General features: G+C 64.0%; 23 protein-coding genes. 15 read left to right on the top strand and 8 right to left on the bottom strand.

Going from position 1 to position 24538, the window contains the following annotated elements:
• The first annotated feature begins 2 nt into the window (after positions 1-2).
• The 5 genes from OKW43_RS23785 (at position 3) to OKW43_RS23765 (ending at position 4035) form a co-directional block, all read left to right on the top strand.
• Complete coding sequence (locus OKW43_RS23785; protein ID WP_429450249.1) at positions 3-785, top strand: aspartate/glutamate racemase family protein; 783 nt, start codon at positions 3-5, stop codon at positions 783-785.
• Between the two features lie 194 nt (positions 786-979).
• Positions 980-1930: an allantoinase PuuE gene (gene puuE, locus OKW43_RS23780; protein ID WP_429450247.1), complete on the top strand. Its 951-nt coding sequence runs from the start codon at positions 980-982 to the stop codon at positions 1928-1930.
• A complete protein-coding gene (uraD, locus tag OKW43_RS23775; protein ID WP_187632968.1) occupies positions 1927-2448 on the top strand; it encodes a 2-oxo-4-hydroxy-4-carboxy-5-ureidoimidazoline decarboxylase in 522 nt (173 codons plus the stop codon). Before puuE ends, uraD begins: the two co-directional genes overlap by 4 nt.
• Before the next feature lie 67 nt (positions 2449-2515).
• On the top strand, positions 2516-3526 hold the full coding sequence (alc, locus tag OKW43_RS23770; protein WP_429450244.1) for an allantoicase: 1011 nt from the start codon (positions 2516-2518) through the stop codon (positions 3524-3526).
• Positions 3523-4035, top strand: coding sequence for an ureidoglycolate lyase (locus OKW43_RS23765; RefSeq protein WP_429450242.1), 513 nt, complete (start codon positions 3523-3525; stop codon positions 4033-4035). Before alc ends, OKW43_RS23765 begins: the two co-directional genes overlap by 4 nt.
• A 96-nt stretch (positions 4036-4131) precedes the next feature.
• Here the strand turns inward: OKW43_RS23765 and OKW43_RS23760 are convergent, their stop codons facing one another.
• The 4 genes from OKW43_RS23760 to uraH form a co-directional block, all read right to left on the bottom strand.
• Entirely contained in the window at positions 4132-5478 is a 1347-nt protein-coding gene (locus OKW43_RS23760) for a type II toxin-antitoxin system HipA family toxin (RefSeq protein ID WP_429450240.1), read from the bottom strand.
• A complete protein-coding gene (locus tag OKW43_RS23755) occupies positions 5475-5741 on the bottom strand; it encodes a helix-turn-helix domain-containing protein (protein WP_187618420.1) in 267 nt (88 codons plus the stop codon). Before OKW43_RS23755 ends, OKW43_RS23760 begins: the two co-directional genes overlap by 4 nt.
• Positions 5742-6009: 268 nt before the next feature.
• Positions 6010-7203 carry a urate hydroxylase PuuD gene (locus OKW43_RS23750; RefSeq protein ID WP_429450238.1) on the bottom strand — a complete coding sequence of 398 codons (1194 nt, stop codon included), beginning with the start codon at positions 7201-7203 and terminating at the stop codon, positions 6010-6012.
• Between the two features lie 181 nt (positions 7204-7384).
• Entirely contained in the window at positions 7385-7738 is a 354-nt protein-coding gene (gene uraH / locus OKW43_RS23745) for a hydroxyisourate hydrolase (RefSeq protein ID WP_429450236.1), read from the bottom strand.
• A gap of 464 nt (positions 7739-8202) precedes the next feature.
• On the opposite strand from uraH, the gene OKW43_RS23740 reads away from it, so the two are divergent.
• Positions 8203-9552 carry an 8-oxoguanine deaminase gene (locus OKW43_RS23740; RefSeq protein WP_429451769.1) on the top strand — a complete coding sequence of 450 codons (1350 nt, stop codon included), beginning with the start codon at positions 8203-8205 and terminating at the stop codon, positions 9550-9552.
• A gap of 94 nt (positions 9553-9646) precedes the next feature.
• Here the strand turns inward: OKW43_RS23740 and OKW43_RS23735 are convergent, their stop codons facing one another.
• On the bottom strand, positions 9647-10579 hold the full coding sequence (locus OKW43_RS23735) for a LysR substrate-binding domain-containing protein (protein ID WP_429450234.1): 933 nt from the start codon (positions 10577-10579) through the stop codon (positions 9647-9649).
• Positions 10580-10850: 271 nt separating this feature from the next.
• Here OKW43_RS23735 and OKW43_RS23730 point away from each other — a divergent pair, with 271 nt between their 5' ends.
• The 4 genes from OKW43_RS23730 (at position 10851) to OKW43_RS23715 (ending at position 15775) form a co-directional block, all read left to right on the top strand.
• Positions 10851-12449 (top strand): ABC transporter ATP-binding protein, encoded by a 1599-nt coding sequence (locus tag OKW43_RS23730; RefSeq protein WP_429450232.1) that lies wholly within the window; start codon positions 10851-10853, stop codon positions 12447-12449.
• Between the two features lie 90 nt (positions 12450-12539).
• A complete protein-coding gene (locus tag OKW43_RS23725) occupies positions 12540-13646 on the top strand; it encodes an ABC transporter permease (protein ID WP_187632960.1) in 1107 nt (368 codons plus the stop codon).
• 39 nt (positions 13647-13685) lie between these two features.
• Positions 13686-14615: an ABC transporter permease gene (locus tag OKW43_RS23720; RefSeq protein ID WP_429450230.1), complete on the top strand. Its 930-nt coding sequence runs from the start codon at positions 13686-13688 to the stop codon at positions 14613-14615.
• Positions 14616-14680: 65 nt separating this feature from the next.
• The gene (locus OKW43_RS23715; protein WP_429450228.1) at positions 14681-15775 is read left to right on the top strand and encodes a BMP family ABC transporter substrate-binding protein; all 1095 of its coding nucleotides are present in this window, start codon (positions 14681-14683) and stop codon (positions 15773-15775) included.
• Positions 15776-15880: 105 nt separating this feature from the next.
• Here the strand turns inward: OKW43_RS23715 and OKW43_RS23710 are convergent, their stop codons facing one another.
• Positions 15881-16090: a dodecin gene (locus OKW43_RS23710; protein ID WP_187632957.1), complete on the bottom strand. Its 210-nt coding sequence runs from the start codon at positions 16088-16090 to the stop codon at positions 15881-15883.
• 423 nt (positions 16091-16513) lie between these two features.
• Between OKW43_RS23710 and OKW43_RS23705 the strand changes: the two genes are divergently transcribed.
• Positions 16514-18106, top strand: a complete 1593-nt coding sequence (locus tag OKW43_RS23705; protein ID WP_429450226.1) for an ABC-F family ATPase — start codon at positions 16514-16516, stop codon at positions 18104-18106.
• Positions 18107-18213: 107 nt separating this feature from the next.
• On the opposite strand, the gene OKW43_RS23700 is transcribed toward OKW43_RS23705, so the two are convergent.
• Positions 18214-18417, bottom strand: a complete 204-nt coding sequence (locus tag OKW43_RS23700) for a DUF1289 domain-containing protein (RefSeq protein WP_187636378.1) — start codon at positions 18415-18417, stop codon at positions 18214-18216.
• Between the two features lie 122 nt (positions 18418-18539).
• Positions 18540-19841, bottom strand: a complete 1302-nt coding sequence (locus OKW43_RS23695) for an Nramp family divalent metal transporter (RefSeq protein ID WP_187636379.1) — start codon at positions 19839-19841, stop codon at positions 18540-18542.
• A gap of 533 nt (positions 19842-20374) precedes the next feature.
• Here OKW43_RS23695 and OKW43_RS23690 point away from each other — a divergent pair.
• The 4 genes from OKW43_RS23690 (at position 20375) to OKW43_RS23675 (ending at position 24476) form a co-directional block, all read left to right on the top strand.
• On the top strand, positions 20375-21475 hold the full coding sequence (locus OKW43_RS23690; RefSeq protein WP_429450223.1) for a polyamine ABC transporter substrate-binding protein: 1101 nt from the start codon (positions 20375-20377) through the stop codon (positions 21473-21475).
• A gap of 87 nt (positions 21476-21562) precedes the next feature.
• On the top strand, positions 21563-22732 hold the full coding sequence (locus OKW43_RS23685) for an ABC transporter ATP-binding protein (RefSeq protein WP_187636381.1): 1170 nt from the start codon (positions 21563-21565) through the stop codon (positions 22730-22732).
• Positions 22729-23658, top strand: coding sequence for an ABC transporter permease subunit (locus OKW43_RS23680; RefSeq protein WP_429450221.1), 930 nt, complete (start codon positions 22729-22731; stop codon positions 23656-23658). The genes OKW43_RS23685 and OKW43_RS23680 overlap by 4 nt, the downstream gene beginning before the upstream one ends.
• Positions 23658-24476: an ABC transporter permease subunit gene (locus OKW43_RS23675; protein ID WP_429450219.1), complete on the top strand. Its 819-nt coding sequence runs from the start codon at positions 23658-23660 to the stop codon at positions 24474-24476. The genes OKW43_RS23680 and OKW43_RS23675 overlap by 1 nt, the downstream gene beginning before the upstream one ends.
• Positions 24477-24538 lie beyond the last annotated feature (62 nt).

Here is a 24538-nt window from a genome sequence, read left to right as displayed (position 1 = left end):
CCATGCGTATCAGACTGATCAATCCGAACACGACGCGCCGCATGACCGAGGCGATGGGGCGCTGCGCGCGCGACGTCGCCGGGCCAAGCACCGAAGTGATCGCCGTCAATCCGACGATGGGCCCGCCGTCGATCGAAGGCTATTACGACGAAGCGCTCGCCACGCCCGGTCTGCTCGCCGAAGTCATAGCCGGCGAGCGGGAAGGCTGCGACGGCTACGTGATCGCATGCTTCGGCGACCCCGGTCTGTATGCGGCCCGCGAGCTCGCGCGTGGCCCGGTCATCGGCATCGCCGAGGCGGCGATGCACGCGGCGAGCGTGCTCGCGCCGGGTTTTTCGGTCGTGACGACGCTCGCGCGCACCTGCGGCATGGCCTGGCATCTGGCCGAGCGCTACGGCATGAAGCGCTTTTGCCGCAACGTGCGTGCGACCGACGTCGCCGTGCTCGATCTCGACAAGCCGGGCTCGGCGGCGCGCCGCGTCATCCTCGACGAGTGCCGGCGCGCGCTCGCTGAGGACGGCTCGGACGCGATCGTGCTTGGTTGCGCGGGCATGGCCGAGCTATGCGCGGAGATCGAGGACGCGCTCGGCGCACCGGTGATCGAAGGCGTGACGGCGGCCGTCAAATGGACCGAGGCACTGGTCGCGCTGCGTCTCGCGACGGCCAAGCGCGGCGACTACGCGCGGCCGCTCGCGAAGCGCTACGACGGCGCGCTCGCGTCGTTCAGCCCTGGTCCGCCGCGGGTAAACGCCGAGTCGGCGGACTCGCACATACACTCGCTGTAACACGCACTATCTGCCCGGCTGTATGGGCGCACCGGGGTGTTTTCGCTACACTGGGTCAACTCGGCGCTGCGGTTTCGGCAGTCGCTGAAGCTGCCTGTTGCGTGGCTACACGTGTGAACCCCGCACCGTTGCCGAGGGGTTTCAAACCGCGTTCACGCGCATTCCCGGTCCCGTCACTACGCATCCGTCAAACCATGCCACTCGACCCGAACTACCCACGCGATCTGATCGGCTACGGCCGCCACCCGGTGCACGCGAACTGGCCGGGGCGAGCGCGCGTCGCGGTGCAATTCGTCCTCAATTACGAAGAGGGCGGCGAAAACTGTGTGCTGCACGGCGACCCCGCTTCCGAGCAGTTCCTGTCGGAGATCGTGGGCGCGGCGGCGTATCCGGCGCGGCACATGAGCATGGAGTCGATCTACGAATACGGCTCGCGCGCGGGCGTGTGGCGCATCTTGCGCGAATTCGAAAGGCGCGATCTGCCGCTGACGGTCTTCGGCGTCGGCATGGCAATCGAGCGGCATCCGGAGGTGGCGCGGGCGTTCGTCGAACTGGGACATGAGATCGCGTGCCACGGCTATCGCTGGATTCACTATCAGGACATGTCGCCGGAGCAGGAAGCGGAGCACATGCAGCTCGGCATGGAGGCGATCGAGCGTGTGACAGGCGTGCGGCCGCTCGGCTGGTACACCGGTCGCGATAGTCCGAACACCCATCGGCTGGTCGCCGAATACGGCGGCTTCCTGTATGACTCCGATTATTACGGCGACGACCTGCCGTTCTGGATGGACGTCGAGGTGGCGGGCGGCAAGTCCGTGCCGCAACTGATCGTGCCGTACACGCTCGACACCAACGACATGCGCTTCGCCACTCCGCAAGGCTTCAACACCGCGGACCACTTCTTCACCTACCTGCGCGACGCATTCGACGTGCTGTACGAAGAGGGCGACGAAGTCCCGAAAATGCTGTCGATCGGCATGCATTGCCGGCTGCTCGGGCGGCCCGGGCGTTTTCGGGCGCTGCAGCGCTTTCTCGATCACATCGAACAGTACGATCGCGTGTGGGTGTCGCGGCGCGTCGATATCGCGCGGCACTGGCACGAAACGCATCCTTACCAGCAAGACAGCCGCGAGGCTGCGGCATGAAGGCGATGCAATACACCCTGGACCAACTCAACAGCATCTCGACCGACGCGTTCGTCGCGGCGCTGTCGGGCATCTTCGAGCATTCGCCGTGGGTCGCCGAGATTGCGGCACAGGAGCGGCCGTTCGCGAGCATCGACGAGTTGCATCGCAGAATGTCGCGGATCGTCGAAACGTCGGGCGACGACAAGCAGCTCGCGCTGATCAACGCACACCCGGAGCTGGCCGGCAAGGCCGCGGTGCGCGGCGAGCTGACCGCCGAATCGACGCGCGAGCAAAGCGCTGCGGGCCTTGCACAATGCACGCAGCAAGAGTTCGACAAGCTGCAAGCGCTCAATCACGCGTACCGCGAGAAATTCGGTTTTCCGTTCATTCTCGCCGTGCGCGGCTACGACCGCCACGGCATCATCGCGAACTTCGAGTCGCGCGTGAACAACAGCCGCGCGGACGAAATGCGCGCGAGCCTCGATCAGATCTATCGCATTGCACGTTTGCGGCTCGACGACCTGATCGGCGCGTGAAGCGCATCGCGTCACGCAGCGAGCCGTAACGTTTTTTCCGCACCAACCGATATCAAGGACGACAAAGATGGCACTTCCGATTCTCGACCCCAACGCACCCGAATTCACGCGCCGTTACGTGAACCTGGCGGACCCGCGTCTGGGCGCGCAGGCGCTCGAGGCCAGCGACGAATTCTTCGCGCCGAAGGACCGCATGCTGAATCCGGAACCGGCCGTCTTCATTCCGGGCAAGTACGACGACAACGGCAAGTGGATGGACGGCTGGGAGACGCGTCGCAAGCGCACGACCGGCTACGACTGGTGCATCGTCAAGCTCGCGCGGCCCGGCGTGATCAAGGGACTCGACCTCGACACGAGCCACTTCACCGGCAACTTCCCGCCGGCGGCGTCGGTGGAAGCGGCGCGGGTCGTCGATGGCGAGCCGAACCAGTCGACGCAATGGACCGAGATCGTGCCGTCGACGACCTTGCAGGGCAATAGCCACCTCTACGTCGAAGTCGGCGACGCGAGCCCGTACACGCATCTGCGCGTGAACCTCTATCCGGACGGCGGTATCGCGCGTCTGCGTGTGTACGGTCAGCCGCAGGTGGACTGGGCGGGCGCGAGCCGCACCGAGCAGTTCGATCTCGCGGCGATGGAAAACGGCGCGTATCTGGTCGGCGCGAACAACCAGCATTTCGGCGCAGCCTCGACGCTGCTGATGCCGGGCCGTGGCGTCAACATGGGCGACGGCTGGGAAACGCGCCGTCGTCGCGAACCGGGCAACGACTGGGCGATCATCGCGCTCGCGCAGTCGGGCGTGATCCGCAAGATCGAAGTCGACACCGCGCACTTCAAGGGCAACTATCCGGATCGCTGCTCGATCCAGGCCGCGTACGTGAAGGGCGGCACCGACAGCTCGCTCGTCACGCAGGCGATGTTCTGGCCGGTGCTGCTCGGCGAGCAGCAACTGCAGATGGACAAGCAGCATTTCTTCGACAGCCAGATCGCGGCGCTCGGGCCCGTCACGCATGTGCGCTTCAACATCTATCCAGACGGCGGCGTGTCGCGTCTGCGCCTGTGGGGCACGCTCGAATGAAAACACTCGCGATCGAACCGCTGACGAAGGAAGCGTTCGCCGCATTCGGCGACGTGATCGAACTCGAAGGCGCGAAGCAGATTCCGATCAACCTCGGCACGACGATCCGCTATCACGACCTCGCGAAAGTCGACGTGACTGACCAGCACGGCCACACGCTCGTCAACCTGTTTCGTGGCCAGCCGCGCACGCTGCCGTTCGAAGTGAAGATGCTCGAGCGTCATCCGCTTGGCAGCCAGGCGTTCGTGCCGCTAAACGACAAGCCGTATCTGGTCGTCGTCGCGCCCGCGGGCAAGCTCGACGCGACGAAGATCCGCGCTTTCGTCACGAGTGGCTGGCAGGGCGTCAACTACGCGAAAGGCGTGTGGCACCATCCGCTGATCGCGTTGGGCGAGACGAGCGACTTTATCGTCGTCGATCGTGGCGGGGAGGGGCTCAATCTGAACGAGCAGGATCTGACGGAGTCGCTGTGGCTCACGGAAGATGCGTTGAGCGCGGTGGCGGTTTGATGTCGATGCAGCTGCCGGTTGGCTGGTAGTGTTGTGGTTCGAGGAACAGGCCCGCGACCTGGGCTACGTCGCGGGCTTTTTTGCATGGGACGGCGATCACTTGCGCCTGCCAAGCAGCGGCGAATGCCCAATGACTTCCCTTGACCGTTCAGGCGGCTCCGGCGCCGAAAATCCCGCTGCTTCGATGGCCGGCTTGAGCCCCCTGAATTGCAGGCTTTTCTTCGGCGAGCGCAGCGATGTCATGCCGTCGTCCCAGGCATGCAGCATCTGCTTGGCGAGCGCACGCCACTGCGGTTCGTTGCGCGCTGCTTCGATCAACTCGTGGCCGACGTCGACAGCCGAGTCGCACAACGCTTCAACCATCTGCGAATATTGCCGCGGGGCGATGCCCATGCGCGTGTTGAAAAATCGTTCCAGCGTTTTACCCGCTGACCAGGTTTTGCGGCCATCAACAGGCAGCCCTGGCGGATTGGCTGCGAAGCGCGGATAAGCCTGGGTCGTCACGACATCGTAGACGGGCGCGAACGCGACATCGTCGACCGAGGTATAGAACAGTGCGACGTTCTTGGTGTGGCAGTCCGCATTGCGCACGACGTAGTTCGTCAGCAAATGCCAGCCGAGCTGCTGGAGTTGCATCCGCATGGTGTCGCGATCGAGCAGATACGCTCTTGCCGCGTTGAGCATTTTCTCGCTCGTCGAATTGTATTTTTCGTGCGGCGGCAATCCGAGCAGACCGCACAAGTCTTCGACGCCATACGCCGGCAGTCCCTGCGCGTCGACATCGAAGCGCTCGACGACGAGAGCCCTGCCATCGTCCGACATCCGCGTGCGCGCAACGGGCGCCACCCCCAGCCGCTCCAGCACCCGCATCGAATGGAACTCGTTGAAACCGAGAAAGGGCGTGTTGTCGTCCGAACCTTTGACGATGTGACGGCTCGTTCGAATCGTCGGCTTACCGAGCTGCAACGGTGTCGATGCGGCAGACTGCGCCTCCGGCGCGATGAACTTCGGCACGACGCCCGAAATGGCCGCTCGCGCGTATTCACGTACGAGTTGCGCGAAATGTTCGGCGGTGTTGTCGCCGTGCAGGATGTGCTGGACGTCGAGCGCCTGGAGTTCAGTTCCCGGCGCCACGCCTTCGGGCGTCACGGTGACCCGGCCGATCCCCATCGAGCCCACGACGGCGAGCAGTGACAGATCGGTTCCGTCGAGCAAGGGCCCGAATTGCTCGCGGATCAGATTCAGCAGATAGCCTTCGGGCAGGTTCTGCCGGAAAAACGGATGCAGATCGCGTGGCCAGCGCCAAAGCTCTTCGCGCACCGGCATCGTCAGGCTGACGAAGTCGGCCGCGCTCGCATCGCCGCGATATTTGAGGACATAGTCGTCGCGCTCGCGAAACAGCGTGGCAACGTTCTTGCCGAGCACCTGAACGTCGAGCTTCATGGCTGCGCGTCCGGGCTGCGCTGTTCAGCGAGGATGTCTTCCAGCGTGCGCCCATGTCCATGCGCGACGAACTTGAGGTCGTAACCGGCAGCCTCGAGCAGGCGCACGAGCACGGACACGCTCATATCGTTCCTGGCGAGCGTTTCCATCCGCGCGACGGTCGTACGGGCCACGCCCGCGCGGCGCCCAAGTTCTTCCTGCGATAGTTTGCTGTCGCGTCGCACGGCTTTCAGCATGTCCGAGACATCGGCGAGGTTGGTCATTTGTAGCCTCAGGGCGTCAAATTCAGCGCATTTGACATTCATTGTAGCCCAAGAGATACAGCAAGGTTATTTGTATTTGTACCTCTAGGGCTACATTTTACGCAGCCTTGGCGATTTTTGTAGCCCAAGGGCGACAAATTCGATTATTGATCTCGCTGACCGCGCACGTCACCTTCCAAACAACAACGGGCTTGCCGCTCTCGCGACAAGCCCGCTTCGCACTCCAGCCTCTACCTCGGCACCGGCTCCGTGATCCGGACGGACATCCTTACTTCGCCGCACCGCCTTCGAACCACGCGGCGATCTTCATCCGCTCGTCGTCGGTCATGTGGGTGACGTTGCCGAGCGGCATCGCCTTCAACGTGACCGCCTGCTGGTAAATGCGCTGCGCGTTCTGCGAGATTTCGTCGGGCGTATCCATCAGCACGCCGGCGGGTGCGCTGCCCATCATCGTCGGATGCGCGGAGTGGCAGGCCACGCAGCGCTGCTGCAGCACCGGCGCGATGTCGGCAACCTTCAGCGTCGGCGCGTTGGCGGCCTGCGCCTGCGGCACCACCGGACGCGGCATGGTCCACACGAGCGCCGTGCACATCAGCGCGACGCCGACGAGCGGCAGGTACCACAGCACCTGGCCGCGATGGCGCATCACGAAGAACTGACGGATCAGCGCGCCGGCCAGCATGATGACGACGAGCACCGCCCAGTTGTACGGATGCGTGTAGGTCATCGCGTAGTGGTTCGACAGCATCGCGAACACCACAGGCAGGGTGAAATACGTGTTGTGCACCGAGCGCTGCTTGCCGCGCTTGCCGTAGATCGGGTTCGGCGTGTCGCCCTTCAGCATCGCGTCGACCATCTTGCGTTGACCCGGAATGATCACGAAGAACACGTTGGCCGACATGATGGTCGCGAGCATCGCGCCCATGATCAGATACGCCGCGCGACCCGCGAAGACATGACAGGCGAGATATGCCGCGATCAGCACATAAACGCCGACGCAGATGCCGAGCAGTTTGTCGCGCGTGCCGAGAATGCGGCACAGCGAGTCGTAGACGATCCAGCCGGCCGCGAGGAAGCCGATCGCCGATGCGACCGCGACCACCGGCCCCATGTCGAGCACGTTCTTATCGATCAGGTAGGTGCTCGGCGAGAACAGATACAGCACGGTGAACAGACCAAAGCCCGACAGCCAGGTCGTGTACGACGGCCATTTCGACCAGTGCAGGTCGTCGGGCATTTCGGGCGGCGCGACCGTGTACTTCTGCATGTTGTAGAAGCCGCCGCCGTGCACGTGCCACAGTTCGCCGAACACGCCGCGGCGACGCTGGTTCGGATCGGTCGGCGGTTTCAGGCTGTTGTCGAGCGCGACGAAATAGAACGATTCGCCGATCCAGGCAATGGCGACGACGACGTGGAACCAGCGAATCGCGAGATTCAACCAGTCGGTGATAAAGCCTTCCATGAAACTCCTCCACTTCTGATTCGTTGTGCGCGCGATGACGGTCGACGTCGTCGGTCATTGCGCCGACTGCGGGGTAAAAGACGCAGCGCGGGTTGTTATGGGTATCGCGGGGCGCTTGTGCCTGTTGGTGCCTGTTGGTGCGGGTTCGTGTCAGTTCGGATGCGGCTCGCATCGACGCGGGCTAGCTGCCCCGATACGTGCTGTACGAAAACGGCGACACCAGCAGCGGCACGTGATAATGCGCGTTGGCGTCGGCGACGCCGAAGCGCAGCACGACGCGATCGACGAAGCGCGGTTCGGGTACCTTCGTGCCGAGCGACGCGAAGTAGTCGCCCGCGCCGAACACGAGTTCGTACTCGCCCGAGACGAGAGCGTCGCCTTCGAGCAGCGGCTCGTCGCAGCGGCCGTCGTGATTGGTGACAGTGGTTTTGAGCGCGCGGCGCGTGTCGCCCGCGAGCGCAAAGAGTTCGACCTTGATGCCTGCGCCGGGACGGCCGTTCGCGGTGTCGAGCACGTGGGTAGTGAGCTTGCCCATTCGCAATTGTCCTTGTGTGAATGCGAGGTGTCGGCGGCGGCCCGATCCACTACGTTTGCGGCGGATCGAGGCTCCACGTCAGTGGCTACATACCCGTCGGCGAATTGAAGCGAGCGCCGTGGCAGCCATTGTAGAAAGGATGCGCCGTTCAGCGCGCGAGCGATAAGAAAGATAATAGTTCGCGCATGATGATGGACAGCCAGTCGAAAGGCGCGCCGGCGCATCGGCCGATCGTACCGGCGCCAAAAAAGCGCCACTATATTGGCAGTGTGAAGCCGGGTATTGCAGCCGCGCGGGTTGCCAGCCGGATTTTGGCTACCGAAGGTAAGCGCTATGCGACGCGGCCGGAACGCGGCGGCACGGTGGGCGTGCCGCCGCATCGCGTTCGAACGGCTTTGCAGGCAGGCAATCAGGCGGACAGACGAATGACGATGAATGAAGCACTGAGACACACCGGCAAAACGATGCTCGTGAAGCACGCGGACGTACTGGTTACGATGGATGGCGAACGGCGTGAACTGCGCGACGCGGGCCTTTATATCGAGGACGACCGGATCGTCGCGGTCGGACCGACGGCGCAACTGCCGCAAACGGCCGATGAAGTGCTCGACCTGCGCGGCCACCTCGTGATTCCGGGCCTCGTCAACACGCATCACCATATGTACCAGAGCCTCACGCGTGCGATTCCCGCCGCGCAGAACGCCGAGTTGTTCGGTTGGCTGACGAATCTGTACAAGGTGTGGGCCAACCTCACGCCCGAGATGATCGAAGTGTCGACGCTGACCGCGATGGCCGAGCTGCTGCTGTCGGGCTGCACGACGTCGAGCGACCATCTGTATATCTATCCGAACGGCAGCCGTCTCGACGACAGCATCGCCGCGGCGCGCCGCATCGGCATGCGCTTTCACGCGGCGCGCGGCAGCATGAGCGTGGGACGCAAAGACGGCGGCCTGCCGCCCGATTCGGTGGTCGAGCACGAAGTGGACATCCTGAAGGACACCCAGCGTCTGATCGAGACGTATCACGACGATGGGCGCTACTCCATGCTGCGCGTCGTCGTGGCACCGTGCTCGCCGTTCTCGGTGAGCCGCGACCTGATGCGCGAATCGGCGGTGCTCGCTCGCCAGTACGGCGTGTCGCTGCACACGCACCTGGCGGAGAACGTCAACGACGTCGAGTACAGCCGCGAGAAATTCGGCATGACGCCGGCCGAGTATGCGCACGATCTCGGCTGGGTCGGCCGCGACGTATGGCATGCGCACTGCGTGCAACTCGACGACGCGGGCATCGCGCTGTTCGCGCGCACCGGCACCGGCGTCGCGCATTGTCCGTGTTCGAACATGCGGCTCGCGTCGGGCATCGCGCCGGTCAAGCGCATGCGGCTGGCGGGCGTGCCGGTTGGGCTCGGTGTCGACGGCTCGGCGTCGAATGATGGCGCGCAGATGATCGCCGAAGTGCGCCAGGCGCTGTTGCTGCAGCGCGTCGGTTTCGGGCCCGATGCGATGACCGCGCGCGAGGCGCTCGAAATCGCGACGCTGGGTGGTGCGCGCGTGCTCAATCGCGACGACATCGGCGCGCTCGCACCCGGCATGGCCGCGGATTTCGTCGCATTCGATCTGCGTCAGCCGCACTTTGCCGGCGCACTGCACGATCCGGTGGCGGCTCTGGTATTCTGCGCGCCGTCGCAAGTCAGCTATAGCGTGATCGACGGCAAGGTGATCGTGAAGGAGGGGCAGTTGGCGACGCTCGAACTCGGGCCGGTGATCGAACGGCATAACCGGCTCGCGCGGCAGCTCTATCAGGCGGCGGCCTGAGCGGAACGGGCGACATTGGCGCCGCGCTGCGCGGATGCCGCGAGTCCTTGATGCGTGTGAGCGGCGCCGCCAGTGCGTTCGGCGCCGCGTGCCGTCAGGGCTTGTCGATCAACGTCCGGGTCGCCTCGCCGACCAGACCGCGCAGCCAGCGCACTTCGTCGGAGTAATGCACGCGCTCGTGCCAAAGCTGGTAGTACTGCATCGGCGGGAAGTCGAGCGGCGCGGGCATCACGGTGAGCGGCAGAAACTTCGCGTAGTAGTCGGCAAACAGGCGCGTCGTCGTGAAGATCAGGTCGGACTTGATCAGCACATACGGCGCCAGATTGAAGTAGGGCAGCGTGACGACCACGTGGCGCTTGAGTCGCTCGCGCGCGAGATGCACGTCGATGGCACCGCGCTGGCCGACCGAATAGGGTGTCGGCGCCAGATGCGGCGCGTTCAGGTACTGGTCGAGCGTGAGCCCGCCGCGTTTGGCGAACGGATGCGCGTTGCTCATCAGGCAGACGATCTGATCGACGAACAGGTTCGACAGATGCAACTGCTCGGGCGGTTCCGGCCAGTTGCCGACCACGATGTCGAGCTTGCCGTCCTCGAGCGCGAGTTCGTAGTCGAATGCGGGACCGAGCGAATGGAATTCGAGCGTCGCGTTCGGCGCGGCCTGGCGGAAACGTTCGACGACCGTCGGCACGAACAGTACATTCAGATAGTCGGGACAGCCGATCCGGTAGCAGCGGATCGACGTGGCCGGATCGAAGGTGTGCTGCTGGAACTTGATGCGCTCGATCTCGCGCAGCGCGTTCTGCACCGGTTCGAGCAGGCGCAGGCCGTACTCGGTCGGCACCATGCCGGACTTGCCGCGCACCAGCAGCGGGTCGCCGGTGATGTCGCGCAGACGGCGCAGCGCCGCGCTGATCGCGGGTTGGGACTGGTTCAGTTTGACGGCGGCGCGGGTGACGCTGCGCTCCATCAGTAACGTGTGCAACACGCGCAGCAGGTACGTGTCGATCGCCTCGCGTTGCTGGCTCATGGACTCTCCGAAATATATGTGCAGGCTGATCGAACGGGTGTTGGGGTATATGCGTTTTAATATGAACGAAAAACGACGTCAAGAGTGGCATACCCGCAGAGCTTGTAGTGGCGCGGGTTTGCGGGAATTTTGGCAACTCGACTGAGCGGGGCGAATTAGGTATCGTCATCCGGTTGTGGTGACGGATCGTCCGGCGGCAGCGCGGACCGATAGTCGGCAACCCGGCGGCAAGCAGGCGGCAGCTAGCGTCAAGAACGCACTACGGAACTTCATGAGCGACACTTCACATAGCGACGGCGCGCAACGCATCGGCCAGGCGGTGCCCCGGCTCGCGCTGACGGGCATCACGAAGCAGTACCCAGCCGTGCGCGCCAACGACGGCGTCACGCTGGTCGTCGCGCCCGGCGAAATCCACGCGGTGCTCGGCGAGAACGGCGCGGGCAAAAGCACGCTGATGAAGATCATCTACGGCGCGGTGCGACCCGACGCCGGCGAGATCCGTTGGGAAGGCGAGACGGTCGACATCGCGAGCCCGGCCGCCGCGCGCAAGCTCGGCATCGGCATGGTGTTCCAGCACTTCTCGCTGTTCGAGACGCTGACGGTCGGCGAAAACATCGCGCTCGCGCTCGACGAACCGTTCGATCTGAAGACGTTGGCCAAACGCATTCGCGAGGTGTCGGCCGACTACGGGCTCGACATCGACCCGCAGCGGCATGTGCACAGCCTGACCGTCGGCGAGCGGCAGCGCGTCGAAATCGTGCGCTGCCTGCTGCAGAATCCGCGTCTGCTGATCATGGACGAACCGACCTCGGTGCTGACGCCGCAGGCGGTCCGCAAGCTCTTCACGACGCTGCGCCGGCTCGCGGCCGAAGGCTGCAGCATCCTCTACATCAGCCACAAGCTCGACGAAATCCAGGCGTTGTGCGACACCGCCACCGTGATGCGCGGTGGTCGCGTGACCGGCCAGGTGACGCCGAGGAACGAAACCCATGCGTCGCTCGCGCAGTTGATGGTCGGTCATTCGCTGCCCGACTACACGCGGCGCGAGCACAAGCCGGGCGCGGTGCTGCTCGACGTGAAGCAGTTGTCGGTCGCGAGCGACGATCCGTTCGGCACCTCGTTGCGCGACGTGTCGTTCAGCGTGCATGCGGGAGAAATCTTCGGCATTGCCGGTGTGTCGGGCAACGGCCAGGCTGAACTGCTCGCGGCGCTGTCGGGAGAAAAACGCGCTGAAAAACGCAGCCTTGCGGCCGACGCGATCACGATCTGCGGCAAACCGGCCGCGCGCCTCGGCGCAGGCGGGCGTCGCGCGCTCGGCTTCGGCTTCGTGCCCGAGGAGCGGCTCGGCCGGGGCGCGGTGCCGGCGATGAGCCTCGCCGACAACGCGCTGTTGACCGCGCATCGGCAGCGCATGGTCAAGTCGGGCTGGATCAGGACGGACGCGATGCGCGCGTTCGCGAAGCGTTGCATCGACGCGTTCGACGTGCGCTGCGGCGGCCCCGACGCGCTCGCGCAAAGTCTGTCGGGCGGCAATCTGCAGAAATACATCATGGGCCGCGAAATCCTGCAGGCGCCGAAGGTGCTGGTCGTCGCGCAGCCGACGTGGGGCGTCGATGTCGGCGCGGCCGCGTTCATCCGTCAGCAACTGCTCGATCTGTCCGCGCGCGGTGTCGCGATCCTGGTGATCTCGGAGGAGCTGGAAGAGCTATTCGATATCTGCGATCGCATCGCGGTGCTCGCCGGCGGGCGGCTGTCGCCGGTGCGCGCGACCGGTGCGACCAACGCCGAGGAAATCGGCCGCTGGATGGCGGGGCTGTTCGGCGACCGCGAGGGCGCGGCGCCCGCGGCGGACCAGCCGGCGCATGCATGAGGCGAAGCGTCTGGCGACCACGCCAATACGCAAACCACGCGCGCGAATGCCGACCCTGAAGAACAGAACCCGAACCAACCCACGCTACCCATGATGCTTCCCTATCGACTCGAAGCCCGCACGACGCCGTCGCGCACGATGCAGCTCGCCGTGCCGCTCGTCGCCGCGTTGCTGACACTCGCGATCGGCTTTCTGATCTTCGGCCTCGTCGGCCGCGACCCGTTGCAGGCGATGCACGGGTTTTTCATCGAGCCGCTGTCGAGCATCAACGGCTGGTCCGAGCTGCTGCTGAAGGCGTCGCCGCTGTGCCTGATCGGCCTCGGTCTCGCGATCGGCTATCGCGCGAACGTGTGGAACATCGGCGCCGAAGGGCAGATGCTGCTCGGCGGCATCGCGGCGAGCGGCGTCGCGATCTATTTCGATCAGGCGAGCGGCTGGTGGATCCTGCCGACGATGATGGCGGCCGGCATCCTCGGCGGCATGGCGTGGGCCGCGATTCCCGCGTTCCTGAAGAGCCGCTTCAATACCAACGAGATTCTCGTGAGCCTGATGCTCACGTACGTCGCGACGCAACTGCTGATCTACCTCGTGAGCGGCCCGTGGCGCGATCCGCAGGGCATGAACTTCCCGCTGTCGGAGATGTTCAGCGGCGACGCGCTGTATCCGGTGCTGTATGGCGACTGGCACTGGAAATTTCTGCGTGGCACGCGCCTGAACGCGTCCGTGTTCGTCACGCTGATCGCGATTCCGCTCGTCTGGCTGTTCATGCGCAAGAGCTTCGCGGGCTACCGGATGAACGTCGGCGGACTCGCGCCGCTTGCCGCGCGCTATGCCGGTTTCTCCGACAAGAAAACCATCTGGACGTCGCTGCTGATCAGCGGCGGCCTCGCGGGCCTCGCCGGCATGGGCGAGATCGCCGGGCCGATCGGCCAGTTGCAGGCGACGTGGTCGCCGGGCTACGGCTTCACCGCGATCATCGTCGTGTTCGTCGGGCGGCTGCATCCGCTTGGCATCGTGCTCGCGAGTCTGCTGATGGCGCTGCTGTATCTGGGCGGCGAAGCGGTGCAGACCTCGATGCAACTGCCGCAGGCGCTGTCGGGCGTCTTCCAGGGGCTGCTGCTGTTCTGTCTGCTCGGCGCCGACCTGTTCGTGAACTACCGCGTGCGGCGCCGCCCGGCCGCCGCAGTGGCTCGTTAAGTTTGCCAATAAGCTCGCCAATCCGCTCTCAGACTCGATATGGATATCCAGCAAGCCAGTGCGCTCACGTCGAGCGCGATCACCGCGTCGATCCCGCTGATGTTTGCGGGCGCCGGCGAACTCGTCGCCGAAAAATCGGGCGTGCTCAACCTTGGCGTCGAAGGGATGATGCTGATGGGCGCGGTCAGCGGCTACGCGGTCACGTCGATCACCGGCAGCCCGTGGCTCGGCGTGCTCGCCGCGATCGGCGCCGGTCTCGCGATGTCGCTGCTGTTCGCGTTCCTCACGCTGACGATGCTCGCCAACCAGGTCGCGACCGGCCTGTCGCTGACGATCTTTGGCATCGGGCTGTCCGCGTACGTCGGCAAGCCGTACACGTCGGCCGCGGTGCGCGCGACGATCGAAACGTGGACGATTCCGGGGCTATCGAAGATCCCGGTGCTCGGCCCGGCGCTCTTTACCCTCACGCCGCTCGATTACCTCGCGTTCCTGATGTTCGCCGCGATCGGCTGGTTCCTGTATCGCACGCGCGCGGGGCTGGTGCTGCGCTCGGTCGGCGAGTCGCCGCAGGTCGCGCACTCGGTCGGCTTTCCGGTGGTCGGCGTGCGCTATGGGGCGGTCGCGTTCGGCGGCGGCATGGCGGGGCTCGCGGGCGGCTACTATTCGATCGTCAATCTGCACCTGTGGCAGGAGAACCTGACGTCGGGCCGCGGCTGGATTGCGCTTGCGCTCGTCGTGTTCGCGACGTGGCGCCCTGGGCGGCTGCTGATCGGCTCGCTGCTGTTCGGCGCGGTCACGGGGCTGCAGTTCTACGCGCAGGCAATCGGCGTGCCGGTGCCGACGCAGTTCCTCGCGATGCTGCCGTACGTCGCAACGATCGTCGTGCTCGCGCTGATCTCGCGCAATCCGAACACGATTCGCCTCAATGCGCCCGCGTCGCTCGGCAAGCCGTTTTTCCTGGCGGGCTGACGGCGGCGCAGGCTTTTTTAACGATCCGCTCACTACTATTCGCTCATCACGACAGGGGGAAAAACATGAAGAGAAGAAATCTGCTGACCGCTTTCGCGTGGGGCGCGGCGTCGCTCGCACTCGCAGCGCCGCTCGCGCAAACCGCGCAGGCCGCCGACGTGCCGGGCGTCGCGTTCGTCTATCTCGGCAATCCGGGCGATGCCGGCTGGACCTTCGCGCACGATCAGGGATCGAGGGAAGCCGAAGCGAAGTTCGGCAACAGGATCAAGATCACGCGCGTCGAGAACGTGCCGGAATCGGCCGACTCCGAGCGCGTGTTCCGCGATCTCGCGAACAAGGGCAACAAGATCATCTTCGGCACGAGCTTCGGCTTCCAGGATTTCCAGCTGAAGGTCGCGAAGGACTTTCCCGACACCGTGTTCCTGCACGCGACGGGCTACAAGAAGGCGCCGAACTTCGGCACCTACGACGTGCGGATGTACCAGGGCGCGTATCTGGCCGGCGTCGCCGCGGGCTACGTGACGAAGAGCAACACGCTCGGCTTCGTCGCGTCGGTGCCGATTCCCGAGGTGGTGCGCAACATCAACGCGTTCACGCTCGGCGCGCGCTCGGTGAATCCGAAGGTGCATACGAAGGTGATCTGGATCAACAGCTGGTTCGATCCGGGCAAGGAAAAGCAGGCCGCCGAAACGCTGATCGGCCAGGGCGCCGACGTGCTGCTGCAGAACACCGATTCGAGCGCGACGCTCGCGACCGCGTCGGAGAAGCACGTGCACGCGTTCGGCTGGGATTCGGACATGAAGAAGTTCGGTCCGGATGCGCATCTCGGCTCGGTGGTCGCGCACTGGGGTGTGTACTACAACGCGGTGATCCAGCAGGTGCTCGACGGCAAGTGGAAGAACGATCCGGTGTGGTGGGGCATTCCGCAGAAGGCTGTCAACCTCGAGGACCTGAACACGTCGGTGATTCCGGCCGATGGGCAGAAGCAGGTCGCGGCGAAGCGCGACGAACTCGCGACCGGCAAGCGCGACGTGTTCACGGGCCCGATCAAGGATCAAGCGGGCACGGTGAAGGTGCCTGAAGGCAAGACCTTGACCGATGCAGAGTTGCAGCGCCTGAACTGGTACGTCGAGGGTGTCGACGGGTCGCTGCCGAAGTAAATCGGCCGGTCCATTGTGGAAAAGCTGCGTCCAACCGGGGTTGGACGCAGCTTTTTTGTTTGCGGCTTTCGCGTGGCGGCTGTCGCGTGTTGCGCGCTCCGCCGTTCAGTCCTCCAGTCGCAGGCCGACCTTCAGCGTCACTTGCCAGTACGCGACCTTGCCGTCCTCGATCAGGCCGCGCGTTTCCGTGACTTCAAACCAGTGCAGATTGCGCAGCGTTTTCGACGCTTTGCCAATCGCGGTGGTGATTGCATCGTCGATCGATTTCGTCGAAGAGCCGGTCAATTCGATCTTCTTGTAAACGTGGTCTGACATGGACGTCCTCCTTGGTGTTGTGTGCCGCGGGTCGGTAAAACGTTGTTCTGAAACGCGCTTTCAGAAAGTATAGGCAACGGTTCGCGCCACTCGGCGGCCGCGTGCGTCGCACTCGCGCGACGCACGATATGCGGACGCCGAACCACTGACGCCGCACGTCGCATGCCCGGTATCGCGCGACGTCGGCGGGTGGGGCGGCCGTTATCATTTGCTCGCAACATAATCCATTCAATCTGATAGCCGACGAGGTTTGAACGTGGAAACTGGTTTTTTGCGGCCCCGGTCCGATTTCGGCGAGCAGGCCGGGCGCGCGGCGGCTCGAACGGGTGACGCGGGCCAAGCCGGACCAACTGTCCGGTTGAAATCTTTAAACCTGCTAAAATATTGGGTTTTTCGCCGATATCACATTCAAAGGGACGCGCCGTGCTGTCTACTGCCAACATCACCATGCAATTCGGGCCGAAGCCGCTCTTCGAGAACATTTCGGTCAAATTCGGGGGAGGGAACCGCTATGGCCTGATCGGTGCGAACGGCTGCGGCAAATCCACCTTCATGAAGATTCTGGGTTCCGACCTGGAACCGAGCTCGGGCAACGTGATGCTCGAGCCGAACGTGCGCCTGGGCAAGCTGCGCCAGGACCAGTTCGCGTACGAAGACGTGCGCGTGCTCGACGTCGTGATGATGGGCCACGCCGAGATGTGGGCCGCGATGACCGAGCGCGACGCGATCTACGCGAACCCCGACGCGACCGACGACGACTACATGCACGCGGCCGAGCTCGAAGCGAAGTTCGCCGAGTTCGACGGCTACACGGCCGAAGCGCGCGCGGGCGAGCTGCTGCTCGGCATCGGCATTGCGATCGAAGACCACAACGGCCCGATGAGCAACGTGGCGCCTGGCTGGAAGTTGCGCGTGCTGCTCGCGCAGGCGCTGTTCTCGAAGCCGGACGTGCTGCTGCTGGATGAGCCGACCAACAACCTCGACATCAACTCGATCCGTTGGCTGGAAGATGTTCTCAATCAGTACAACTCGACGATGATCATCATCTCGCACGACCGGCACTTCCTGAATCAGGTCTGCACGCACATGGCCGACATGGACTATGGCACGCTGAAGGTCTACCCGGGCAATTACGACGACTACATGCTCGCCAGCACACAGGCGCGCGAGCGTCAGCAGGCCGCCAACGCAAAGGCGAAAGAGCGCGTGGCCGATCTGCAGGACTTCGTGCGCCGCTTCTCGGCGAACAAGTCGAAGGCGCGCCAGGCCACCAGCCGTCTGAAGATGATCGACAAGATCAAGATCGAGGAATTCAAGCCGTCGTCGCGGCAGAACCCGTTCATCCGCTTCGAGTTCGAGAAGAAGCTGCACAACATCGCGGTGGTCGCCGACAGCATCTCGAAGAAATACGAGCGCTCGATCTTCAATAACTTCAGCATCAGCGTGCAGCCGGGCGAGCGCATCGCGATCATCGGCGAGAACGGCGCGGGCAAGACCACGCTGCTGCGCTCGCTGCTCGGCAATCTGCAACTCGATCACGGCACGGTGAAGTGGGCGGAAAACGCGAACATCGGCTACATGCCGCAGGACACGTACGAAGAGTTTCCGAGCGACGTCACGCTGATGGACTGGATCGACCAGTACCGCAAGGAAGGCGACGACGAGCAGATGGTGCGCGGCACGCTCGGCCGCCTGCTGTTCAATGCGGACGACATCCGCAAGTCGGTCAAGGTGCTGTCGGGCGGCGAGAAGGGCCGCATGATCTGGGGCAAGCTGATGCTCGGCCGCCACAACGTGCTGCTGATGGACGAGCCGACCAACCACATGGACATGGAATCGATCGAGTCGCTGCAGATCGCGCTGGATAAGTTCGAAGGCACGCTGATTTTCGTGTCGCACGACCGCGAGTTCGTCAGCGGCCTCGCGAACCGGATCATCGAAGTGAAGACCAATGGCACGCTGAACGACTTCGGCGGCAACTATGAGGACTTCCTGACCAGTCAGGGCGTTCAATAAGCGTTTCGATTCGCGCTGATCGAATCGCGTCGCAGCAAAAAAGCCCGCTTCGTCGAAGCGGGCTTTTTCATGGCAGCGTCAACCCGCGATGCGCGCGACGAACAGCCTCACACCTTGTCGTTCTGAAACCGCATCGCCGTGCCTTCCCGTTCGATCCGGGCCCAGATCGCGCGCTTTTCCTCGTCGCTGAGGAACACCCAGTTCGACACCTCGCCGGCGGTGCGGCCGCAGCCTTTGCAGACCTCGTCGAAAAGCGTGGAGCAGACGCCGATGCACGGGCTGTCGGGAAGATCGTGGAGATTCGAAGTCATCGGAAACCTTGAGGCGGGGAGGCAAAGTCCCGCTATGTTAACCGATGGCGGCGCGTGCCTTGCACGCGGCGCTCAGCGTCGTGCGAAGTTCCTGCCAATCGCGCTGAGCTTTGCGTCCGCCATCACACCGCCGTCGCCAGTTGCCACAACAGCGCACCATTGAGCGCGATGATGAACGCCGCCGACAGCCACGACAGCGCGAGCGGCACGCCGCGCACGCGCCAGCCGCGCATCAGCGTCGCATCGGACGCACAGCGGATCAGCGGCACGACCGCGAGCGGCAATTGCAGGCTCAGCACAACCTGGCTCGCGACCAGCAACTGATTCGAGCCATGCTGGCCGAACGTTCCGACAGCGAGCAAGGCCGGCCCGATCGCGAGCGCACGCGTGAGCAGCGCGCGTTTCCAGCGCGGCAACCGCACCCGCAGGAAGCCCTCCATCACCGTCTGACCGGCCAACGTGCCGGTGACGGTCGCGCTGAGTCCACAGGCGAGCAGCGCCGTCGCGAACAGGATGCCGGCCCAGTGGCTGCCGACGAGCGGCGCGATTAGCCGATGCGCATCGGCCAGATCGGTCACGTCCCGATGGCCGCTCGCATAGAACACGGCGGCCGCGACGATCAGCAGCGCCGCGTTGATCACAAACGCGAACGCAAGCGAGCCGAAGGTATCGAGATTGACGACATGCAGCGCGGCCTTGATCTCTCCGTCGCTGCTGTCGGGCGCGTGATGCTTGACGAGCGCCGAATGCAGATACAGGTTGTGCGGCATGACCGTCGCGCCGACGATGCCGGCCGCGAGCCACAGCATGCCCGCGCTTCTGATCAGCTCCAGGCTCGGCGCGGTGCCGGCGAGCGCCGCGTGCCAGTCGGGCCGCGCGAGCGCGAGCTGTACGACGAAGCACAGGCCGACCAGGCCGATCAGCGCGGCGATCACCGCCTCCAGCCTGCGGCCGCCTTTCTGCTGGAGCGCGAGCAGCGCGAAGGTGCACACCGCCGACATCAACACGCCGACCGTCAGCGACACGCCGAGCAGCAGTTGCAGCGCGACCGCGCTGCCGAGCACCTCGGCGACATCGCAGGCGATGATCGCGACTTCGCTCGTGAGCCACAGGAACAGCGTCGCGCGCCGGCCATTGCGCTCGCGGCACAGCTGCGCGAGATCGCGCCCGGTCACGACGCCCAGACGCGACGACAGCCATTGCATCAGCATTCCCATCAGGCTCGACAGCAGCACGATGCCGAGCAGGCGGTAGCCGTAGCCTGCGCCGGCGCCGAGCGCGGTCGCCCAGTTGCCGGGATCGATATAGCCGACCGCGATCAGCGCGCCGGCGCCGAGGTACGAAAACCAGTGCGCCGGACGCGTCGGCTCGCCCGGCAAACGCCGGCGGCGGTTGGGACGCATCGCGAAAGGATTGGTGTTCATCGTGCCAGCGTTTCTGGGAAACCCATTCTGCTGCAAATCATATGGCCATTGCACGCGCGCCGCGGCTGGCCGGCCGTCGCGCGACGACGTCGCGCAATTCGCATCAAGAGGTCATGATAGGAGCATTCGAGCCGTCGTGGCGCCGCCGCGGCCAATGAAAGGTGCAGATCACGCCGACGCAGCTCGTCACCGGCAACGGCCGCCGGGCACCCGCGCGGGCCACGGCGACGCACCGCCCAGGTGCGCGACGACGCCGACCTGACAACCAGATAACAAGGACTCGACGAAACCCCGCAGCCTGTGCCCAGCGCCGATCAAGCGCGGCCGCGGCACGCGTATTTTTTGATAGACACGCGTCGATAACCCGTTAAAATTGCGCCCATTTTGCAGTGGTGCGGCCAGAGCCTGTACCGTTTGCGCGACAACTCCGGGTTTATTTTGGAGCGGGCAATATTTGGTGGTAGTTTTCGGGGTTTTCAGGGGGCCGTGCGCGCGAGGGCGCGGCTTGAGTGACGAAAGAATCGGAGAACGGGATGAACAAGCGGATAGTGGGGCATATGGCGGCGCTGATCTTGTGCGCGGCGCCGTGGTTGACGGCCGCTGCGAAGGATACGCAGCTCAACGTATATAACTGGTCCGACTACATCGCGAAGGACACGATTCCGAACTTCACGAAGCAGACCGGCGTTCAGGTCAAGTACGACAACTACGACAGCGACGACACGCTGCAGGCGAAGCTGCTCACCGGCAATTCGGGCTACGACATCGTCGTGCCGACCAGCAACTACGCGGGCAAGCAGATCGCCGCGGGCATCTTCGAGCCGCTCGACAAATCGAAGCTGCCGAACCTGAAGTACCTCGACCCGTCGCTGATGGCGCTCGTCGCCGGCGCCGATCCGGGCAACAAGTACGTGGTGCCCTGGGCGTACGGCACGACCGGCCTCGGTTACAACGTGACGAAGGTCCAGCAGATCCTCGGCAAGCACGCGCCGCTCGATAGCTGGGACATCCTTTTCAAGCCGGAAAATATCTCGAAGCTGAAGACCTGCGGCGTATCGGTGCTCGACGCGCCGGACCAGATGTTCGCAGCCGCGCTGCACTACATAGGTAAGGACCCGATGAGCACGAACCCGGCCGACTACCGCGCCGCGCTCGCGATGCTGAAAAAGATCCGCCCGTACATCACGCAGTTCAACTCGTCGGGCTACATCAACGACCTCGTCGGCGGCGACATCTGCTTCGCGTACGGCTGGTCGGGCGACGTCGTGATCGCCAAGCATCGCGCGATCGAGGCGAAGAAGCCTTACAGGATCGAGTACTTCGTGCCGAAGGGCGGCGCGCCGGTGTGGTTCGACGTGATGGCGATTCCGAAGGATGCGAAGCACAAGGAAGCCGCGCTCGAGTGGATCAACTACATCGAGACGCCGCAGGTGCACGCCGCGATCACCAATGCCGTGTACTACCCGAGCGTCAATACGGAAGCGCGCAAGTACGTGGACAAGGACGTCGCGAACGATCCGGCCGTGTACCCGTCGCCGGAAACCATCAAGACGCTGTTCCTTTTGAAGCCGCTGCCGCAGGAAATCCAGCGGCTGCAAACACGGCTGTGGACCGAGTTCAAGTCCGGCCGCTAGGCGCGGCAACAAACAGATAAGCAGCATATGAAGCCCTCGGTGTTCACCGGGGGCTTTGTTCGTCAAACGCCGGAGTGAAGCAGCATTATGATCAGCAGTGAGCAGTCGGGCGCGCTGGCCGGGACGGCCGTGCCGTCGACGGGCCCGGACGCCGTTACGGGCGACGCAGCGGACGGGTTCATCCAGATCGTCGACGTCGTGAAGAAGTTCGGCGAAACCGTCGCGGTCAAAGGGGTCAGCCTGACGGTGAAGAAGGGCGAGCTATTCGCGCTGCTAGGCAGCTCTGGCTGCGGCAAGTCGACGTTGCTGCGCATGATGGCCGGGCTCGAAACCGTGACGTCGGGAAAGATCCTGATCGATGGCGAAGATCTCGCGCAACTGCCGCCGTATCGCCGGCCGGTCAACATGATGTTCCAGTCGTACGCGCTCTTTCCGCACATGACGGTCGAGGCGAACGTGGCGTTCGGCCTGAAGCAGGAAGGTGTGCCCAAGGCCGAGCTGAAAGATCGCCTGCACAACGCGCTCGAACTCGTGCAGATGGGCCGCTTCGCGAAGCGCAAGCCGCATCAGCTATCGGGCGGGCAGCAGCAGCGCGTCGCGCTCGCGCGCTCGCTCGTCAAGCGGCCGAAGCTGCTGCTGCTCGACGAGCCCATGTCGGCGCTCGACAAGCAGATCCGCCAGCGCACGCAGATCGAGCTCGTCAACATTCTCGACCAGGTCGGCGTCACCTGCATGATGGTCACGCACGATCAGGAAGAAGCGATGACGATGGCCAACCGTCTCGCCGTGATGAGCGAAGGCCAGATCGTGCAGCTCGGCACGCCGCATGAAGTCTACGAGTATCCGAACAGCCGTTTCTCGGCGGAATTCATCGGCTCGACCAATCTGTTCGAAGGCCATACCGTCGAGGACGAACCCGATCACGTGTTCATCGAAACGCCGGATCTGACGTGCCATTTGCACGTCAATCACGGCATCACCGGTCCGCTCGGCATGCCGGTGACGATCTCGGTGCGGCCCGAACGCATCGCGCTCACGCGCAAGCCGCCAGAGGGCGCGTACAACTGGGGCAAGGGCGTCGTCACGAATATCGCGTACATGGGCGGCTATTCGCTGTATCACGTGAAGCTCGACGGCGGCAAGACCGTGATCGCGAACGTGACGAGCCTCGCGCTCACCGAAATCGATCCGCCGTCCTGGGGTGACGAAGTCTACGTGCGCTGGAGCGCATCGGCCGGCGTGGTGCTGACGTCATGAAAGAGGCGCTTGCGTCGTTTTTCGCATGGCCCGTGCGGCGTCTGCAGCTCACTGGCCGTACCGCGGTGGTGGCGGGGCCGTTCGTCTGGCTGCTGCTGTTTTTCCTGGTGCCATTCCTGCTGGTCGTGAAGATCAGCTTTGCCGATTCGCAGCTCGGCATTCCGCCGTACACGCAGCTCGTCAACTTCGCGGAAGGCGCACTGCACATCACGCTGGATCTGTCGCACTACGTGTTTCTGCTGACCGACAGCCTGTACTTCGCGACCTATGTGAATTCAGTCGTGGTCGCGGCGATTTCGACGGTGCTGTGTCTGCTGATCGGCTATCCGATGGCGTACTACATCGCGCGCTCGAATCCGGCCACCCGCAATCTTCTGATGATGGCTGTGATGCTGCCATTCTGGACCTCGTTCCTGATCCGCGTATATGCATGGATCGGCATTCTGAAGAACAACGGGCTGCTGAATAATTTTCTGATGTCGGTCGGCCTGATCCATTCGCCGATCGAGCTGTATCACACGAACACGGCGGTCTATATCGGCATGGTCTATTCGTACCTGCCGTTTCTCGTGATGCCGCTTTACGCGCATCTCGTGAAAATGGACCTGACCTTACTGGAAGCCGCCTATGACCTCGGCGCGAAGCCGTGGAAGGCGTTCTGGCAGATCACGCTGCCGCTGTCGAAGAACGGCATCGTCGCGGGCTGTCTGCTGGTGTTCATTCCGGCGGTCGGCGAGTATGTGATTCCTGAGCTGCTCGGCGGCGCGAACACGCTGATGATCGGCCGCGTGATGTGGAACGAGTTCTTCGACAATGCCGACTGGCCGATGGCGTCCGCCGTCACCTGCGCGATGGTGTTGCTGCTGCTGGTGCCGATGGCGCTGTTCCAGCATGCGCAGGCGAAGGCATTGGAGGAGGGCCGCTAATGAAGCCGAATCGCATGCTGCAGTTGATCGCCCTCGGTATCGGCTTTCTGTTTCTGTATATCCCGATCGTCAGCCTCGTCGTCTATTCGTTCAACGAATCGCAACTGGTGACGGTGTGGACGCGCTTCTCGACGCGCTGGTACGCGGCGCTGTTGCAGGACGGCGAGCTGATTACGTCGGCGTGGCTGTCGTTGCGTATCGGCCTGCTCACGGCATTCGCGTCGGTGATCATCGGTACATGGGCCGGCTTCGTGCTCGCGCGCATGGGGCGCTTTCGCGGCTTCACGCTGTACACCGGCATGATCAACGCGCCGCTGGTGATCCCTGAAGTGATTCAGGGCATCTCGCTGCTGCTGCTGTTCATCGAAATGGCGCGCTGGATCGGCTGGGCAGCCGAACGCGGCATCTTCACGATCTGGATCGGTCACGTGATGCTGTGCATTTCATACGTCGCGATCATCGTGCAGTCGCGCGTGCGGGAGCTGCATCCGTCGCTCGAGGAAGCCGCGCTCGACCTCGGCGCGACACCGCTGCGGGTGTTCTTTTCCGTCACGCTGCCGCTGATTTCGCAGGCGCTGGTGTCGGGCTGGCTGCTGTCGTTCACGCTGTCGATCGACGACGTCGTGCTGTCCGCGTTCCTGTCGGGTCCCGGCTCGACGACCTTGCCGCTCGTCGTATTCTCGCGCGTTCGCCTTGGCCTGAACCCAGAGATGAACGCGCTCGCGACGCTGTTTATCGCGGTCGTCACGGTCGGCGTCGTCGCCGCGAACTTCTTCATGCAGCGCGCGGAGCGCAAGCGGGCCGTGATGGCGGTTTGAGAGGTTGCGTGATCGAACCGCCCCTCACTTCTTCCGACGATAGCGATGATCGAGTCCCTTCT

The organism is Paraburkholderia sp. WC7.3g (assembly GCF_050436345.1).
Lineage (GTDB): Bacteria > Pseudomonadota > Gammaproteobacteria > Burkholderiales > Burkholderiaceae > Paraburkholderia > Paraburkholderia podalyriae.
This window is presented reverse-complemented; position numbering and strand designations above follow the sequence as displayed.

Bases quoted from the DNA above. Each gene is read 5' to 3' on its own strand.
- OKW43_RS23785 (WP_429450249.1), top strand. From the start codon at position 3: ATGCGTATCAGACTGATCAATCCGAACACGACGCGCCGCATGACCGAG.
- puuE (WP_429450247.1), top strand. From the start codon at position 980: ATGCCACTCGACCCGAACTACCCACGCGATCTGATCGGCTACGGCCGC.
- uraD (WP_187632968.1), top strand. From the start codon at position 1,927: ATGAAGGCGATGCAATACACCCTGGACCAACTCAACAGCATCTCGACC.
- alc (WP_429450244.1), top strand. From the start codon at position 2,516: ATGGCACTTCCGATTCTCGACCCCAACGCACCCGAATTCACGCGCCGT.
- OKW43_RS23765 (WP_429450242.1), top strand. From the start codon at position 3,523: ATGAAAACACTCGCGATCGAACCGCTGACGAAGGAAGCGTTCGCCGCA.
- OKW43_RS23760 (WP_429450240.1), bottom strand. From the start codon at position 5,478: ATGAAGCTCGACGTTCAGGTGCTCGGCAAGAACGTTGCCACGCTGTTT.
- OKW43_RS23755 (WP_187618420.1), bottom strand. From the start codon at position 5,741: ATGACCAACCTCGCCGATGTCTCGGACATGCTGAAAGCCGTGCGACGC.
- OKW43_RS23750 (WP_429450238.1), bottom strand. From the start codon at position 7,203: ATGGAAGGCTTTATCACCGACTGGTTGAATCTCGCGATTCGCTGGTTC.
- uraH (WP_429450236.1), bottom strand. From the start codon at position 7,738: ATGGGCAAGCTCACTACCCACGTGCTCGACACCGCGAACGGCCGTCCC.
- OKW43_RS23740 (WP_429451769.1), top strand. From the start codon at position 8,203: ATGCTCGTGAAGCACGCGGACGTACTGGTTACGATGGATGGCGAACGG.
- OKW43_RS23735 (WP_429450234.1), bottom strand. From the start codon at position 10,579: ATGAGCCAGCAACGCGAGGCGATCGACACGTACCTGCTGCGCGTGTTG.
- OKW43_RS23730 (WP_429450232.1), top strand. From the start codon at position 10,851: ATGAGCGACACTTCACATAGCGACGGCGCGCAACGCATCGGCCAGGCG.
- OKW43_RS23725 (WP_187632960.1), top strand. From the start codon at position 12,540: ATGATGCTTCCCTATCGACTCGAAGCCCGCACGACGCCGTCGCGCACG.
- OKW43_RS23720 (WP_429450230.1), top strand. From the start codon at position 13,686: ATGGATATCCAGCAAGCCAGTGCGCTCACGTCGAGCGCGATCACCGCG.
- OKW43_RS23715 (WP_429450228.1), top strand. From the start codon at position 14,681: ATGAAGAGAAGAAATCTGCTGACCGCTTTCGCGTGGGGCGCGGCGTCG.
- OKW43_RS23710 (WP_187632957.1), bottom strand. From the start codon at position 16,090: ATGTCAGACCACGTTTACAAGAAGATCGAATTGACCGGCTCTTCGACG.
- OKW43_RS23700 (WP_187636378.1), bottom strand. From the start codon at position 18,417: ATGACTTCGAATCTCCACGATCTTCCCGACAGCCCGTGCATCGGCGTC.
- OKW43_RS23695 (WP_187636379.1), bottom strand. From the start codon at position 19,841: ATGAACACCAATCCTTTCGCGATGCGTCCCAACCGCCGCCGGCGTTTG.
- OKW43_RS23690 (WP_429450223.1), top strand. From the start codon at position 20,375: ATGAACAAGCGGATAGTGGGGCATATGGCGGCGCTGATCTTGTGCGCG.
- OKW43_RS23685 (WP_187636381.1), top strand. From the start codon at position 21,563: ATGATCAGCAGTGAGCAGTCGGGCGCGCTGGCCGGGACGGCCGTGCCG.
- OKW43_RS23680 (WP_429450221.1), top strand. From the start codon at position 22,729: ATGAAAGAGGCGCTTGCGTCGTTTTTCGCATGGCCCGTGCGGCGTCTG.
- OKW43_RS23675 (WP_429450219.1), top strand. From the start codon at position 23,658: ATGAAGCCGAATCGCATGCTGCAGTTGATCGCCCTCGGTATCGGCTTT.